This window comes from Mesorhizobium sp. LCM 4576 (assembly GCF_001854815.1).
Taxonomy (GTDB): domain Bacteria; phylum Pseudomonadota; class Alphaproteobacteria; order Rhizobiales; family Rhizobiaceae; genus Mesorhizobium; species Mesorhizobium plurifarium.
On the sequence record NZ_MDDT01000025.1, the window covers coordinates 56,660 to 71,309 of the forward strand.

Consider the following 14,650-nt stretch of genomic DNA (forward strand, 5'->3'; position numbering starts at 1 on the left):
AAGGGGAGAAGGAAGGCGTGCTCACTTCCCCGCCGTCCCAACCGTTTCCAGCGTCTTCGGCGTGGTCAGCCGCCCATGGCCCGAGACGGCATTGCCGGCCTCCGGCCCAAGCCGCATGAAGGTGATCGAGGCTGCCGCCGAGACGGCTGCCACGATGAAGAAGGCGATGTGGAAATCCCGCAAGGTCAGYGGCCCGCCATGGATAGAGGTCGACACTTCGAGGATGCCGCCGGCCAGCGCCACGCCCATTGCGATCGACAATTGCTGGAAAACCGCGGTGATCGGCGTCGCCTTGCTGGAGTCTGCGGGCGTGATCTCGGCATAGGAAAGTGYATTGACGCCGGTGAAGAACATCGAGCGGATGAAGCCGCCGACCAGAAGGATCGCCAGCATCAGCGCGTAGGGCGTCTGCGGCGTGAACAGGCCGTAGATGGCGATCGAGGCGGCCGCGACCAGCGAGCCCCAGATCAGCACGCGCCGGAAGCCGGCAAGCCGGAACAGCAGTGCCGTGACGAACTTCATGCCGATGGCGCCGATCGCCGAGACGAAGGTGATCATGCCCGACTGGAACGGCGTCAGTCCGAAGCCGATCTGGAACATCAGCGGCAGAAGGAACGGCACCGCGCCRATACCGACGCGAAACAGCGAGCCGCCGAGCACCGAGGACCGGAAGACCTGGTTGCGGAACAGCTCCAGCGCCAGCAGCGGGTTCTTGGCGCGGCGGGCATGGAGCAGATAAAGCAAGCCGGAGATCACCCCGACCGCCACCGTGATGAAGCCGGCCATCGGCGGCAGCGCCGGCAGGCTGACGACGGAAAGGCCGAAGACGACGCCGGACGCTGCGAGACCGCTGAGCACAAATCCCGGGAAATCGAGCGGCGGGGTCTCCGTCGGCTCGGTTTCGGGTAAGAACCGCGTGGCGAGCCACATGCCCAGCAACCCGATCGGCACGTTGATCAGAAAGATCCAGTGCCAGGTGAAATAGGTGGTGATGAAGCCGCCAATCGGCGGCCCGACGAGCGGTCCGACCAGCGCCGGCACGGTCAGCCAGGCCATCGCCGCGACCAGTTCGTTCTTCGGCGTGGCGCGCACCAGCACCAGGCGTCCGACGGGTGTCATCATCGCGCCGCCTATGCCTTGCAGGAAGCGCGACACCACGAAAGCCGGCAGCGAATTGGAAAAGGCGCAGGCGACCGAGCCGGCGATGAAGACGCCGATCGCGGCGCGGAACACGGTCTTGGCGCCGAACCGGTCCGCCATCCAGCCGCTGATCGGAATGAAGATCGCCAGCGACACCAGATAAGCCRTCAAAGCCAGCTTCAGCGCGATCGGGCTGGTGTGGATGTCGATGGCGATCGCCGGCAGCGACGTCGCGATCACGGTCGAATCCATGTTCTCCATGAAAAGTGCGACCGCCAGGATAAGCGGGATGATGCGGTTCAAGGGGAAACGCCCTGATTTGTCTTCGCGATTCTGGCACCGGCTTGGGGGCGAACCGGTGCGACCGGGCGGTTATCACGCCTCGGCCCGGATGTCGCATTAAATTGCTGTCACGTTTGTGCGACCGCAACCACTGGTGGGGCGAGTCAACGACCCCAAGATGCTTGATAAATTCAGTCACTATCGCTATTGTAGTGAAAATAACTACAAATGGGTGCAATCGTGGATGAAGCCGTATCGGCTGCCGATGCCAATCGCAGATTCTCACATATCCTTCGTGAGGTGCGTGAGGGCCAGAGCTACGTCGTGACCAGCCATGGACGTCCAGTGGCTCGGATCGTGCCTGCTGATAAGCACGAAGGCGTGCCTGCCCGCTCGCGCGCGGCTTTGTTATCACGACTTGAACGGCAGCCAGTCGTGCAAGCGGGGCATTGGACCCGTGACGAGCTTTATGAGGACGACCGGTGAAGGTCGCACTCGACACCAACATCCTCGTCTACGCGGAAGGGGTCAACAGCGTTGAAAAACGCGATACCGTTCTCGACTTGTTGCGCAGCGTTCCCCAAGAGACTGCCATCGTTCCGATCCAGGTCCTGGGTGAACTGTACAATGTGCTTGTCTGCAAGGCCGGGCGATCGCCGGAAGAAGCTCGAGACGCACTGCTGAGTTGGCGAGACGCATTTCCGATTACTGGGACAACACCCGAAGTGATGATGATGGCAGYCGATCTGGCCGCCGATCATCGTTTTGGTATCTGGGATGCGGTCATTCTTTCCGCCGCGTCGCAAACGGGTTGCCGGCTCCTTCTGTCAGAGGACCTACAAGACGGCTTTACTTGGGGCGGCGTAACTGTCGTAAATCCTTTTGYGTCGCCGCGTCATGCTTTGCTCGATGCCCTTCTCGGCGCCGAATAGGAACCCGGCGCGTCGAGTAACGACCCGCTTTCCTTCCGTCTCGGGACGTGTTACCAGCCAGCGCCAATCCTGAAAGGGAAGATGAGAGTCGGCGCTGRCCAATCGGCCCGGCGCCTTTTCYGCATTCAAAAGGAYTGGCCATGGCAAAAATCATCGAAACGTCCACCGGCGCGCTGGCGCTGACCTTCGACGACGTGCTCCTGCAGCCCGGCCATTCCGAGGTGATGCCTGGCGAAACCGACATCCGCACCCGCATTGCCGGCGATATCGATCTCAACGTGCCGATCCTGTCGGCGGCCATGGATACTGTCACCGAGGCGCGGCTGGCGATCGCCATGGCGCAGGCCGGCGGCATCGGCGTCATTCACCGCAACCTGACCCCGGCAGAGCAGGCCGAGCAGGTCCGGCAGGTCAAGAAATTCGAATCCGGCATGGTGGTGAACCCGGTCACCATCGGTCCGGATGCCACGCTCGCCGACGCGCTGGCGCTGATGCGCACAAACGGCATTTCCGGTATTCCGGTGGTCGAGAACGGCGGCACCGGCGGCCACACGGTCGGCCGCCTGGTCGGCATCCTCACCAACCGCGACGTCCGTTTCGCTTCCGATCCGTCGCAGAAGGTCTACGAGCTGATGACCCGTGAGAACCTGATCACGGTCAAGGAGAATGTCGACCAGGACGAGGCCAAGCGCCTGCTCCACAAGCATCGCATCGAGAAGCTGGTGGTGGTCGACAGGAACGGCAACTGCGTCGGGCTGATCACCGTCAAGGACATCGAGAAGTCGCAGCTCAACCCGCATGCCACCAAGGATGCGCAGGGGCGGCTGCGCGCCGCCGCCGCCACCAGCGTCGGCGATGACGGCTTCGAGCGCGCCGAGCGCCTGATCGATGCCGGCGTCGACCTTTTGGTCATCGATACCGCGCATGGCCATTCGCAGCGTGTGCTGGAGGCCGTGGCGCGGGCAAAGAAGCTCTCCAATTCAGTGCGCATCCTGGCCGGCAATGTCGCCACCGCCGCAGGCACGCAGGCGCTGATCGATGCCGGCGCCGACGCCGTCAAGGTCGGCATCGGTCCGGGCTCGATCTGCACGACCCGAATCGTCGCCGGCGTCGGCGTGCCGCAGCTTTCGGCGATCATGTCGGCGGTCGAGACGGCCAGCAAGGCCGGCGTGAGCGTCATTGCCGATGGCGGCATCAAATATTCGGGCGACCTCGCCAAGGCGCTCGCCGCCGGCGCAAGCGCCGCCATGATCGGCTCGCTGCTGGCCGGCACTGACGAGAGCCCGGGCGAGGTCTATCTGCACCAAGGCCGCTCCTTCAAGGCTTACCGCGGCATGGGCTCGGTCGGCGCCATGGCGCGCGGCTCGGCCGATCGCTACTTCCAGGCCGAGGTTCGCGACACCCTGAAACTGGTTCCGGAGGGCATTGAAGGACAGGTTCCCTACAAAGGACCTGTGGCTGGCGTGCTGCACCAGCTTGCAGGCGGCCTGAAAGCCGCTATGGGTTATGTGGGTGGACGTGACCTTGCGGATTTCCGCGAGCGCGCCACCTTTGTGCGCATATCCAACGCCGGACTTCGTGAAAGCCACGCCCATGACGTCACGATCACCCGCGAAAGCCCAAATTACCCGGGCGGCTTGTAGAAAAGGCGGAAAAGTCGTTTAATTACATCTGCCTGACGTCATTGGCACGAGGCTGATTTTTTAGATATCAGCGCTGTGTCAGCAAAAAGGGCAGGGGTGCTGCAGATGTCCTGGGTCACGAAGCCGCGGCGCGAACTCGACACTGCGGCGGTGTGCCGGCGCTACCAGATCTCAGACCAGACGATCGACCGTCGCCTCGCAAGCCGCAGCTTTCCCGAGCCGCATTGGCGCGGCCGGCGCCGATACTGGCTCGAGAGCGACCTCGATGCCTTCGACGTGGCCAGGCGCGCTAAGCCGCTGATTTAATTCGGTCGAAAATTCGCGACCAGGGATTTCCCCTAAATGGGGGAAATCTGAGCTCCGCCTCCAAGGGTACGCACAATATGCGTGCCCCCGTGACGTGTGCGCACTTTTGCGCAGACATAGCCGGTCCCCTGGATCGGGGAGCGGCAACCGCCGATAAGAATTTATCGGGCGGTGGATGCTTAAAATTCAGCCGTTCGGAATCAATGGGTTGAGCGGTTTTTCAGTATTCGCCGAATTTGGCGAAAACGGCCCGTGCTGAAATCCAAGCAGGCCCCCTGACGCAAAATTGCGCATGGCTACTCCTCCGGGCGCCGCTTCCGCACCGCTTTCAGCCGCGATGCGATCAATTGCGCCGCAGCTCGTGCGGCCTGTATGCGGTCCAGATCAGATGAGGCGGTCGGCGCCGCCGGCCGAGCGTCATCCGCTTGCCCTGGACGTAGAAACTCGCGCATTGCGCCGGCGGTCACCCAGTCCCGTCGGCCGGCGCGCTGCATGGCGAGRCTCCCTCGATCACGGGCCGCTCGCAGCGAGCCCGGCCCCATCATGTCACGGAAAAAGACGTGACAAGCCTCCGGAAGGGTGAGAGCGAAATCGTCGGGCATCTCGTCGAGAGGGGGTAGGCTCGCCAGATCCCGCGACTTCAGAACCATCTACTGCCTCGGCACGATCGCGACGGCTGCGACCGCCGGAGGCGTGCCGCTGACCTCGCGCCGGCTGGTGAACATGCCACCGACATCACGCGCAGCCTGCTCGARCAATTTCATGACGAGGGCCGTGTCGCCTCGTTCCTCGGCTTTGTCCGCCATGCGTTGAAGCATGCGAAGGCGCACGCTGAGGTGGCTGACGCCGATCGTCGCGATCTCTTTCAGAAATGCCGCCCGAGTGCCCTCGAACATCGCTCGCCACTTTGGTGCGAGGTTTTTTCCGGCATGCTTCGTTGGGTCGAAAAACTCGATGCTCTGGCGGGTGATCTTGATCCCGAATTCTTGGTTGACCGCCTCGGCGACCTCCGACGGCGAGTCGAAACGCGCGAGCCGTTGCACTACAAGGGCTTTCACCGCTTCCGGAAGCTTTGCCTTCCCCATCGCTCTTTTCGATTCTGTCAGGTTGGGTCAGGTAAATATGCCATGGGCGATGGGTGAAAGTCTTCCGGTCAGGAAGACTTTTCAACCGCAGAGGTTTCGCTCAGAAATGAGCAAAAACAGGCCCTATTTCGAGCGCTTCGGCTTGGGCTTTTTCAGCCGGGCCATGACGCGATTGAATGCGGCGCTGGGCCGGGGGTCGTTCCTCGCTGCGCGCCGGGCTCGAGCTTCCGGGGTGTTGTCGACCTGGAAGACCTCGTCCAACTGGTGGGCCGTGAGCAGCATATCGTCGCCGATCTGGTAGAACGTGCGGTCGRCTCGCGCACGCTCCCGAATCTCATCGGCGGAGACCGACAAGCCGTTGGCGGCGAGGYGCTGCGCCCAATGTTCCGGCGATCGTGCTCTTGCGATGATCTCCGGATCCCGCACGAACTCCGCTCGATTGAAGAGGTCGAGCATCCACCGCTCGGCCTCTTTCTCGTCGCGGGTCRCTTTGATGTAATGGAGGCCGGCGTGCACAGTGTTGACGGCATCGAGGAAGGCGGAGTGCTCGCCTTGGTCGATGGCGAGCTGATGAAGCTTGCGAAGGCGCGCGCGCACGTCGTCGTTGAGATATCCGTCCCGCATTGGCGGTCCTCGCCAAAATGGATCGGCTCCGCACCATCGCGGAGCCGATCAATTCCTTCGCTCCCCGGGTTTGGGGACCGGCTCGAAATTAGCTGTGGCCTTCGAAATAGGCCAGTGCTTGCTTCATCAGGTTGAGCATGGTCGGCTCGGAGTCGCTCTCCTGGCCGATCTGCAGCGCGAGACGGACTGCGGCCAGCGCGCTCTCTCGCGTGCTCGCCGGCGAATTCCATGCGGCGAGGACGGCCTCCGGATCGCTGCAGAGGCGCTCGAAGGCCTCGGCCTCCTGCTCCTCGGTCAGATCCTCGGGCATGTCGTCGTAGGCTTCGCCAGCGAATTTGTAGAGGTTGATTGCAGCCAACAAGGGGTCCATCGGCTCGGCCGCGACTGCGGTCTTTATCATCGCGACGACGGCCCTCATGACATGCACTCCAGTTCGCGGCGCGCCGCAGCGCCGTCTTTGAAGGGCGGCCGGGGAAAGCGCACCGGAATGACGATGGGCTCGGCGTCGGAATCGCGCTCGCCGCGGGCCAGGAAGGCAGCGACGACGGGATCGCGAGCGATCCGAGAGAGTGATATACGGAGGTAAGCCATGTCGAAAATCTCCTTTTCGCTTTGGTCAGGGCCGGTCAGGTGTTCCAGCACTTGATCGGCCTGCTTATATATGGTTGACTTCCAGCATCACGTCAAGCATCATTTGGAGCATAGGTTCTAGCATCATGGATCAGGAGATGAAGGTGAAAGAGAACCGCTTGCGTCGAATGGCTGAGCGCCAAGGACTGAGGCTCGAGAAAAGCAAACGAAGAGACCCCCGGGCAGTGGATTTCGGGGGTTATATGCTGATCGACACGCAAACCAATGGCGTGGTYTGCGGCAGCGGGGCATTTCCGTACAGCGCCGATCTCGACGAAGTTGAGCGCTATCTCACGGCCTAAATTGGCACCCTTCGTGTAACCATTTTGGTTGCACTGTCCCCGAACCGGGCCCGTCTTGCGCTGTTATTTCAGGTGCGCAAGTATCTGATCGGGCACGACTAGGGAGGTGGGGATGCTTCGGCTCTTGGCGATTGGCGCGCTCTTCGCGGCGGCCGGCACGGCGCACGCGCAGACGTTCGATRCCATCAACAACTGYCGGYAGCTCGTCGAAGGCGCCGATCGAGTGGCCTGCTACGATGCGCTGAAGCCGGAGCCGGCCGCGGCACCAGTGGCGCCGGCGAAGGCTCCCGAGGAGCGGCAGTGTCGCCACCTCGCGATTGCGCTTGCCAGCGGCAACTGCCAGGAGGGCGACATCATGAAGGTCGACGACATGAACGCCGAGGACGTCGCCGAGATGGTGCAGTCCTTCTGCGATTTCAACGCGCAGATCCTGACGCTCCCGGCTTCATCGATATCGAGYCAGTTGGCCGGGCGGCCTCAGTTCGTCCTGCTCTGCAAATACCATGCGAGGCCGATGGCGCCGAGCAAGTGACGAACGATGTGCTCCGCGTTTTGTGAGGTCGCTCGTGGAACAGACTAGCCCGTTTACCAGTTGACAAGGTGCGTAGTTTACATACTTATGCACGGCATGCATACAGTGTCAGAGCTGAGAACCTTTCGTAGGGCAGCGCAAGCGGCCGGGATGTCCGATGAGGACATTGAGGACTTCGTTGACCACATAGCAGCCAACCCGGACGACGGTGAAGAGATCGTCGGAACAGGTGGTTGCAGGAAGGTTAGGTTCTCGATTCGAGGCAACAACAAAGGCAAAAGCGGAGGCGTCCGCACGATCACATTCTACACGGGCACCGACCTACCGGTCTTCCTGATAACGGTTTTTGGGAAGAGCCAGAAGGTCAACCTTTCGAAGGCCGAACGTAACGGTCTTCATAAAATGACCAAGGCTATTGTGGAAGAATATGCGAGACGCGTCCAACCGCTAGCCGCAGGTGGAGAAAGAGCATGAGCAAGAAGGTATTCGATCAGATCGCGGAGGGCCTGCAGGAAGCGCTTGCCGTCGCACGCGGCGAGGCCGAGCCCTATAAGCTTCATGTGCCAGCAGAAATTGACGTGAAGGCCATCCGCGCGAAGACTGGCCTTTCGCAGAAGGACTTTGCCTCCACATTCGGATTCGGGTTCGATCAACTGAAGCAGTGGGAGCAGGGCCGTTCGAGGCCAGTTCAGGCGATGCGTGCATATCTCCTGCTGATTAACTCTCGTCCCGTCGAGATGGTGAAGGCGCTCCAGGATCTTCATAGCGAGATCATCAATGAGCCGCCGGCCAGGAAAGTCGGCTGAGACAACAAACCCCGGCCCGCGCGCCGGGGTTTCATGTCACGGGCAAGGCGTTCAGCCCTTCCGTAGCTCTGGCGATCATGCCTGCCCCCGCGGTTCGGCAGCCACGAGCGCCGTCGCGATTCGCCRCACGTTCATGTCATCGGTGGCGCCGGCAAGCTCAGTGATGAATTGAGGTAGCATCGACGCCGACAGGGTGAAGCGGTGCACGCTGCCGTCAGGTCGTTGAAACTGGAACGCCAAGAATTCCCCATCTTCRGAGGTTCCAAGCGCGTAGGCAGAGATCTGYGCTTCCCCAAAGTCGCCGAACTGCGCTCGAAATCCGCGCCGRCTGGCCTCGACAACCTCGGCGAGTTCGGGAGGCGGCTTCCACCATTTTTCAGGAGGGTTGCTTTTATCGACCACGGGCGGCCCTCTGCGCATCCATGAAGCCAAGCGCGGTGGCGCGGCGAACGGCGGCCAGGCTTTCTTGTGACGGCGGCGCGTTGCCGTTCCAGTGATTGGTCTGGCTGAACTGGATCGGTCGCTGGTCAGCCGCCGCTTGCGTGCTCTGGTTCTGATTGGCGCCCTRCAGCGCCTGCATCTGCGCCGGCGTGAAGATCGCCACCGTCTCCTCGGGCGATTTGAAGAAACGGACTTCCTGGCTATCGCCGGGTGCGATCATGCCGCCTGAGTTGAAGCCGTAGAGCGATTTCATCTGGGCGTCCTGCTTCGCCATGTCACGTTCGTAGGACGTCGGTGCCGCCGCACCGAGCGGCGATGYCCCGCCGTAGACGATGTTGCGCGCGATCTCCTCGGCGCTCGCCGCCAACCCGTCGAGGCCATAGCCGATGATGCCCCTGCCAATAATGCCGGCCGCCTTGAAATTGGCCTTCACCTGCTGGAGCACCTGCATATACTGAGCGGAAAGCTGGTCTTGCTGGCCAGTGTCCACCCCACCATACGAGCCGCCGCTATAGGACGAGCCGCCAAATGCCGATGYGCTGCTCGCCGTCTTGATGTCGTCGAGCAGTTGCGCAGTTTTTCGCGTATTGGCCTCGACGTTCATCAGCACCGTCCACGCCCGATTGTCGTTGGCCGTGGGCTGCGTTCCGGTGAAGCCAGACTGCGGATCGGCAAGGGCCTGCATCTGGCCGGGCGTGAAAATGCCGACGGTTTCGTCAGGGCTCTTGAAGAATGAGACGCRCTGGCTGTCGCCAGGATGGATCATGCCGCCGCTGTTGAACGATCCCGCAATCGCTGTTTCGGAATCGTTCGTCAGGTCGATGATGTTGGTCGATTGGCGGCCGCTCGCCGCTATCTTTCCKGCATAATCGGTGGCACCGGACGCGGTTATCGCCGCCTGGGTAGCGTCGATCTGGCTTTGCGGCACCTGATAGTTGGTGTTGTAGAGAGGCGATGACCGGAAGACGGAATCCACTGCCGAGATGGCATCCTGCAACTGACTCGACTGCGCCGCTGGGCCGGTGACGGCGCCGCCCTTGTCATTGACCGTCCTGACGTGAATCGTGACCGTTTTGTCGTGCAGGCTATCGATGGAAGCCGCGACACCAWAGACCTGCTGGATCGACGACTGAGCGCTGTCCGATAGTGATTTTATGACGCCCATGCCCTGGCTGGCTGCATCCCCTGCCGCTGTGCCGACTTCGCTGAAGGCGCCGGCCGTCTGCCTCGCGTCGGCGCGAATTTCCGCGCCGGCCGCCAGCACGGCGCTCGAGAAGCGGGTCACGTTGACCGTGGTGGTGCCGGGCGATCCCGATCCGCCCATGCTTCCGTAGCCGCTGGCGGCGACCTCGTAGGCAGTCATGGAAGGACCGTTCTGATCCCCTGGATTGCCGCCATAGCGCGTAACGCCGACGGTGCCGCCGGGCACGTCGTAGAGCGACTGCGTGCCGCTGCCGATGCGCTGCGTGCGAACGGTGATCGTGACTGTTTTGTTTGGCAGGGTAGTGATGCTGTGCCCGAGCTGCTGAACATCGCTGTTGAGCTGTCGCACTCGCATTTCACCGTTGACGATGGCGTTGACGAAGGCATTGACGCTCGCGTTGTCGCCGCCGAGCGCAACCAGGCTTGCGCGAACCTGCTCGATTGCATCATGGACGGCTTTCACCGACATGTTCCCCGAATCGTAGCGCTTGAAGATCGCGTCGATCGCGTTGTAGGCGCCGGCGATGTCGGCGGCGCCGCCCTGGGCTCCAGTGCCGAAGATCGAGGCCGGATCTTGATGGCTGAGGATGTCGAGCTGGCTGTTGATGTCGACGATCTTCAGCTTCATGTCCTCGAATTGCTTGGTCGCGGATTCGAGGCCGATCAACTGGTCGAGCTTCGCCCGGCCGAAAAGCTGGGTGATATTGACGATCGGCGCCGCCATGCCGCCGAGCTCGACCTTGACGCCAGCGGCGGCACTCCCGACGCCGGTGATGGCCGCGCCGAGCGCGTTCGCGCCCGCGATCGGCTGATCGAAGCTGATCTCGCTGAGCGATTTCAGGCTTTCTTCCTGGACGGCGAGATAGCGCGCCCGATTGAACGTCTCGAGCGCCGCGCCAGATGCATGCGCCTTCACAACGGCGTCGTCGAATTCCCGATTGATGTTGGCGATCGCCCTGGCATAGGCCGTCAGGCCCTGGGTGCCGGCGCTATCTTCAACGCGTTTCAAGGCCTCGGCGGCAGCGTTGCCGGCCGAGATCATGTTGGCAATCATGTTGGCGCCCTCGTCGCCGCGTCCGCGCAACTGATCCTGGGCGATTTTCAATTGCTGCAGGGCGACGGAAGCGCCGAGGGCATCCTTCACCAGGTTCTCGAGCTCGGCGGCTGACTTGGTGAGGGCCTCATTGTTCGGATCGAGCGCCCAGCGGTCTTCCACCATTTTCTTGAAGCCGAGGATGTCGGGTGTGCCGRCCGCGGCAGTTTCGCGAAGGTGGTTGATCGCGTCTTCGAACGGCTTGAAGTCGTCGTAGATTTGGAACGGATTGCTGCTGTCGAAGCCACCCTGGTAGCCCAGGGTCGACGTCAGATCCTTGGTCTTGCTGGCGATCTCCAGCTGCAGGCCGTGCAGGGTCTCCGAGGACGCTATGCTGAAGGAGTTGATTCCGCCGACCGCAAAGGCCTTGGCCTGCGCCGCGGCGTTGCCATAGGCCGCGCCGAGGGCGTCCAGTTCCTCCCTCTGCTCCTTGAGGAGAGTCGCCAGGTCGCGCCCGCTCGATGTGAGTTTGTCGAAGCCCTTGATTGCCAGATCGAGACCGATGGTGAGGCCGAGGAAGCCGATCACATAGGGGTTGAAGATCACTTCGGCCAAGCCGCCGAACGCCTTCATCATGTTGCCTAGCGTGAGGACGCCGGTGCCGGTCGAGACCAGGCGCTCGTTGAGCACGATCAGCGAACCGGRAATGCGGCTGAAATTGCCGCGCGYCACCTCGGCGCCGAGCACCGAAAATTCGCGCGTAACACCCGCCCCAAGGCCAGCGGCATGCGATGACGCAACCCCGACCGCTTCCATGCCGGCGGCCGCGCCGCGGCTCGATACCGCCACCGCATCCTCGGCGACGGCCATTTCTCGGAAGACGCTGGCGCTATCGCGGGCCGACTTCGTGCTCGAGTTGATGAGGCCGAAGCTTTCATTCAGGGCGCGGTTGAAATTCGCGCCTTCCTGCTGGGCGGCAAATGCTTGGATTTGCGCTTCGGTCAGGCCACGAAAAGCCGCTGTGGCCGCTTCCGTCGAGACGGCGACTGCATCTTCGGCCGCCGCCATGCCGAGCATCTGCGGTGTGATCTTCGAAAGGTTGCCGCCCGTGGCCTCAAGCGCAGCCGCAAACTCCTTGGCCGAGATCGTGCCGGCAGTGAAGGCCGCGCCGCCCGATCCAAGCGTGCTGAGTTGTGCACTGGTGGCCTTGGCAGCGTTGGAAACAGCCGCCAAGGTCGCTGCGGTTTCCGTGGTCGCAGCAGATAGTTTGGTCATCGTGGCGCTGGCGGCGGTGCCCGATGATGTCAGTTTCGCGAGCAAGGTATTGTTCTGCTCGACGAGGCTGGCGATCTTGGCCAGGCCGGCCGACATAGCGGGCGCACTCAACTTCGCGCTGACCTGGGCTTCGAACGCCGCCGCCTGCTCGCGTCCCTTCGCCAAGGCGRCCTCAAGCGCGGAGAGGTCGCCCCCGATCGTGATGACGACGCTGCCAGCCACTTCCATATCAGGCACCCTTTGGCTGTGAGGAGATGCTGGGCGGCGCCCGACGCCGCCCAGCTTTTTTCCCGAAGGAGGTTCTGACAAAGACGCCCGTCAGAGGCAAATGCGTGAGGGCCCCGGCCATGATGATCAGTTACCGGACGCCTTCTGAGCCGCCACATGGGCAGCTTTATATGCCGTGTACAGATCCGGTCGCTGGTCGAGCGCTCGGGCATAGGCTGTTTCGAAGCTCTCGTCCGGCCGACGAATTTCGGCCGCGATGTCGTCGATGGCTTTGCTCGCCTTCGCGATGCGATCGTCGACTGCTTTCTCGATCTTCTTCGCCACCACCGGCGGTGCCTTTGCGGAGGCCTCGTAAAGGTCCGGATGTTCGGTCATGGCCTTGAAGATCGCATTCAGCGGCGGGCAGTCATCGCGCTTCTGGATGAAGGCGACGGCAGCGTCGAAGGTCTGATGCGCTTGCTTCGCGAGAGAAGCGTTGAAATCAAATGCGGTCATGTCGCGGTCCCTCCTTATTTCGGACGTTCGTTCATCGCCGCGAAGGTGGTCGCGCGATTCTGCCGGGCGCTGATCGCCTTGTCGGCCTGCCCATCGCAAACCTTAGCGATGCGAGGGTCGATGTTGGCGACCTGGGCGAGGAGCCAGAACGCGGCCGACCAGGGCGAGCCACCGGCGCTCAAGTAGGCGCCGACGGCGGTCTGGAGTGTCGCCCAGGCCGTATCGATCGCTGCTTTTTCGACTGTGAGTGACATGCTGTGCCCTCCTTATGCCGCGCGCGGCGCGGTCGACGACCTGCCGATGTGGAGTGAATCGTAGTCGGCGAGGCTGCGCTGGTGTCCGGCGTTGCCGCCGGCATCGAAGTCAGCGAAGTCTTTCATCCCGGCGCGGGCCAGCGCGCGGTTCACCGCCATTGCGGASGTCAGGTGGTTCCTGACGCTGGTGTCGACGCCAAGCTTCGCCAGCGCCATGATGAGATGGGTCCGCTGGCGAAGTGCAGCAACCATCGCGCCGGCGGCGGCATCGAATGCGGCGCTCTCGGTGAGGACGAGCCCGGAGATCCGCGCGACCTCGCTTTCCCGGCGGGCGGCCTCCTGGTGCCCTACGGCGGCCTCGGCGCTCCGGACCTTCGCGCGCGCTTCGGTAAGTGCAGCCTCGAGGCTGGCCGCTTCTGAGTCCTGACGGCCGATTTCGATATGGATGGCGTCCAGGCGCTGCCGGGCGCTCTCGTCGCCTGTGTGTGCCTGCAGGCTGATCGCCGCGCGCTCCTCGGCGAGCTTGTTGGTGTGGCGCGCCGCCGCCTCGCGCTTGGCCTCCAAATCCTCAACGATCTTCTTGGCGTCGGCGAGCGCGGCGAGAGCTTCGGCGCCGTCGGTCGATTCGGYCAACGCAGTCGTAGCGGCCGCCTCCTTGCGCTCCTTGCGGAGCCGGACACGCTCACGCTCGATTTCACCGAGCCGGGTGTTGCATCGGGCGATCTGCCGGTCGATTTCCTTCACCTGTCGCTCGGCTTGACCGAGTTCCCACATGCGTTTCGCATAGGCGTCGCGGCTTTCCCCCGGCTGCTGACCGGCCTTCACCTTCGACAGGTCCATCAGCAAGCGCTCCTTGGCGTGGTGCAGCTTGCCAAGCTCGACCAGGGTGGTGCGATAGGACTCATCGACCTGGTTGGCCTCAGCGCGCAACGCCTCGGYCTGGGCCTTGGCGCCGCTGATCACATCCCTGATCTTCGTTATGATTTTCATGGTCTTTCCTTCTGGGGACGGGCGCGCCATCACGGCGGGCCATTTTTGGTCAGGCGGCGCGGGCCTCCGTCTTGAGGCATCGGCAAAGCAGATTTCGAAGCTGCTCCCTGTCCTCGGCAGAAACCTCGCCGCGGCGCAGCGCTATGGGCAAACAGTTCGCGAGAGCGATGTCTTGGCCGATCTCGCATGCGAACGCCTGCAACTCGGGTGTCCTGTCGATGAACGCGTACAAAGTGCCTCGCGCCACCTGGAGTTCATGTGCCGCATGGGCCTTGTTGCCGCCGAACTTGCTGAGCGCTTCCTTCACTGCGCCGACGCTGAGTTTCGTCATGAGCCGATYGACCTCACCCTTTCTCTGCTGGATTAGGTCAGATGAACACTGAATGTTCAAGGCCAAATTTTTATATGGATTGCAGTTTTCCCGTCCCACGTGAAACATTACGCAAGTA

The 14,650-nt window shown here is 62.5% G+C and carries 19 protein-coding genes; 8 read left to right on the top strand and 11 right to left on the bottom strand.

Annotation, left to right across the window (positions count from 1 at the left end; genetic code table 11):
- Positions 1–21 precede the first annotated feature (21 nt).
- Positions 22–1,443, bottom strand: coding sequence for an MFS transporter (locus LCM4576_RS16760; protein ID WP_071033218.1), 1,422 nt, complete (start codon positions 1,441–1,443; stop codon positions 22–24).
- A gap of 219 nt (positions 1,444–1,662) precedes the next feature.
- Here LCM4576_RS16760 and LCM4576_RS34860 point away from each other — a divergent pair, with 219 nt between their 5' ends.
- The 4 genes from LCM4576_RS34860 (at position 1,663) to LCM4576_RS16775 (ending at position 4,303) form a co-directional block, all read left to right on the top strand.
- Positions 1,663–1,908 (top strand): type II toxin-antitoxin system prevent-host-death family antitoxin, encoded by a 246-nt coding sequence (locus LCM4576_RS34860; protein ID WP_082047363.1) that lies wholly within the window; start codon positions 1,663–1,665, stop codon positions 1,906–1,908.
- Positions 1,905–2,354: a PIN domain-containing protein gene (locus LCM4576_RS16765; RefSeq protein ID WP_071033219.1), complete on the top strand. Its 450-nt coding sequence runs from the start codon at positions 1,905–1,907 to the stop codon at positions 2,352–2,354. The genes LCM4576_RS34860 and LCM4576_RS16765 overlap by 4 nt, the downstream gene beginning before the upstream one ends.
- Before the next feature lie 140 nt (positions 2,355–2,494).
- The gene (gene guaB, locus LCM4576_RS16770; RefSeq protein ID WP_041011519.1) at positions 2,495–3,997 is read left to right on the top strand and encodes an IMP dehydrogenase; all 1,503 of its coding nucleotides are present in this window, start codon (positions 2,495–2,497) and stop codon (positions 3,995–3,997) included.
- Between the two features lie 105 nt (positions 3,998–4,102).
- A complete protein-coding gene (locus LCM4576_RS16775) occupies positions 4,103–4,303 on the top strand; it encodes an AlpA family transcriptional regulator (RefSeq protein WP_131803257.1) in 201 nt (66 codons plus the stop codon).
- 650 nt (positions 4,304–4,953) lie between these two features.
- Here LCM4576_RS16775 and LCM4576_RS16785 read toward each other — a convergent pair.
- The 4 genes from LCM4576_RS16785 to LCM4576_RS16800 form a co-directional block, all read right to left on the bottom strand.
- On the bottom strand, positions 4,954–5,388 hold the full coding sequence (locus LCM4576_RS16785) for a DUF2280 domain-containing protein (RefSeq protein ID WP_071033222.1): 435 nt from the start codon (positions 5,386–5,388) through the stop codon (positions 4,954–4,956).
- 123 nt (positions 5,389–5,511) lie between these two features.
- Entirely contained in the window at positions 5,512–6,012 is a 501-nt protein-coding gene (locus tag LCM4576_RS16790; RefSeq protein WP_071033223.1) for a hypothetical protein, read from the bottom strand.
- A gap of 88 nt (positions 6,013–6,100) precedes the next feature.
- Positions 6,101–6,430, bottom strand: coding sequence for a hypothetical protein (locus LCM4576_RS16795; RefSeq protein WP_071033224.1), 330 nt, complete (start codon positions 6,428–6,430; stop codon positions 6,101–6,103).
- Entirely contained in the window at positions 6,427–6,654 is a 228-nt protein-coding gene (locus tag LCM4576_RS16800; protein WP_071033225.1) for a hypothetical protein, read from the bottom strand. Before LCM4576_RS16800 ends, LCM4576_RS16795 begins: the two co-directional genes overlap by 4 nt.
- Before the next feature lie 74 nt (positions 6,655–6,728).
- Between LCM4576_RS16800 and LCM4576_RS16805 the strand changes: the two genes are divergently transcribed.
- The 4 genes from LCM4576_RS16805 to LCM4576_RS16820 all read left to right on the top strand — a co-directional run bounded on the left by LCM4576_RS16805 (position 6,729) and on the right by LCM4576_RS16820 (position 8,282).
- Positions 6,729–6,944 (top strand): hypothetical protein, encoded by a 216-nt coding sequence (locus LCM4576_RS16805; protein WP_071033226.1) that lies wholly within the window; start codon positions 6,729–6,731, stop codon positions 6,942–6,944.
- Positions 6,945–7,056: 112 nt separating this feature from the next.
- A complete protein-coding gene (locus LCM4576_RS16810) occupies positions 7,057–7,476 on the top strand; it encodes a hypothetical protein (protein WP_071033227.1) in 420 nt (139 codons plus the stop codon).
- A gap of 96 nt (positions 7,477–7,572) precedes the next feature.
- Entirely contained in the window at positions 7,573–7,950 is a 378-nt protein-coding gene (locus LCM4576_RS16815; RefSeq protein WP_071033301.1) for a type II toxin-antitoxin system RelE/ParE family toxin, read from the top strand.
- The gene (locus tag LCM4576_RS16820; protein ID WP_071033228.1) at positions 7,947–8,282 is read left to right on the top strand and encodes a DNA-binding transcriptional regulator; all 336 of its coding nucleotides are present in this window, start codon (positions 7,947–7,949) and stop codon (positions 8,280–8,282) included. Before LCM4576_RS16815 ends, LCM4576_RS16820 begins: the two co-directional genes overlap by 4 nt.
- A gap of 75 nt (positions 8,283–8,357) precedes the next feature.
- Here LCM4576_RS16820 and LCM4576_RS16825 read toward each other — a convergent pair whose 3' ends face one another.
- The 6 genes from LCM4576_RS16825 to LCM4576_RS36520 all read right to left on the bottom strand — a co-directional run bounded on the left by LCM4576_RS16825 (position 8,358) and on the right by LCM4576_RS36520 (position 14,532).
- A complete protein-coding gene (locus LCM4576_RS16825; protein WP_131803259.1) occupies positions 8,358–8,684 on the bottom strand; it encodes a hypothetical protein in 327 nt (108 codons plus the stop codon).
- Positions 8,674–12,462 (bottom strand): hypothetical protein, encoded by a 3,789-nt coding sequence (locus LCM4576_RS16830; protein WP_071033230.1) that lies wholly within the window; start codon positions 12,460–12,462, stop codon positions 8,674–8,676. Before LCM4576_RS16830 ends, LCM4576_RS16825 begins: the two co-directional genes overlap by 11 nt.
- A gap of 126 nt (positions 12,463–12,588) precedes the next feature.
- Entirely contained in the window at positions 12,589–12,957 is a 369-nt protein-coding gene (locus tag LCM4576_RS16835) for a hypothetical protein (protein ID WP_071033231.1), read from the bottom strand.
- A 14-nt stretch (positions 12,958–12,971) separates the two neighbouring features.
- Positions 12,972–13,211, bottom strand: a complete 240-nt coding sequence (locus LCM4576_RS16840; RefSeq protein ID WP_071033232.1) for a hypothetical protein — start codon at positions 13,209–13,211, stop codon at positions 12,972–12,974.
- A gap of 12 nt (positions 13,212–13,223) precedes the next feature.
- The gene (locus LCM4576_RS16845; protein WP_071033233.1) at positions 13,224–14,201 is read right to left on the bottom strand and encodes a hypothetical protein; all 978 of its coding nucleotides are present in this window, start codon (positions 14,199–14,201) and stop codon (positions 13,224–13,226) included.
- A gap of 49 nt (positions 14,202–14,250) precedes the next feature.
- The gene (locus LCM4576_RS36520) at positions 14,251–14,532 is read right to left on the bottom strand and encodes a helix-turn-helix domain-containing protein (RefSeq protein ID WP_157901218.1); all 282 of its coding nucleotides are present in this window, start codon (positions 14,530–14,532) and stop codon (positions 14,251–14,253) included.
- Positions 14,533–14,650 lie beyond the last annotated feature (118 nt).

Excerpts from the sequence above, each read along its gene's own strand:
- guaB (WP_041011519.1), top strand. The coding sequence starts at position 2,495 with ATGGCAAAAATCATCGAAACGTCCACCGGCGCGCTGGCGCTGACCTTC.
- LCM4576_RS16775 (WP_131803257.1), top strand. The coding sequence starts at position 4,103 with ATGTCCTGGGTCACGAAGCCGCGGCGCGAACTCGACACTGCGGCGGTG.
- LCM4576_RS16795 (WP_071033224.1), bottom strand. The coding sequence starts at position 6,430 with ATGAGGGCCGTCGTCGCGATGATAAAGACCGCAGTCGCGGCCGAGCCG.
- LCM4576_RS16815 (WP_071033301.1), top strand. The coding sequence starts at position 7,573 with ATGCATACAGTGTCAGAGCTGAGAACCTTTCGTAGGGCAGCGCAAGCG.
- LCM4576_RS16820 (WP_071033228.1), top strand. The coding sequence starts at position 7,947 with ATGAGCAAGAAGGTATTCGATCAGATCGCGGAGGGCCTGCAGGAAGCG.
- LCM4576_RS16835 (WP_071033231.1), bottom strand. The coding sequence starts at position 12,957 with ATGACCGCATTTGATTTCAACGCTTCTCTCGCGAAGCAAGCGCATCAG.
- LCM4576_RS16840 (WP_071033232.1), bottom strand. The coding sequence starts at position 13,211 with ATGTCACTCACAGTCGAAAAAGCAGCGATCGATACGGCCTGGGCGACA.
- LCM4576_RS36520 (WP_157901218.1), bottom strand. The coding sequence starts at position 14,532 with ATGACGAAACTCAGCGTCGGCGCAGTGAAGGAAGCGCTCAGCAAGTTC.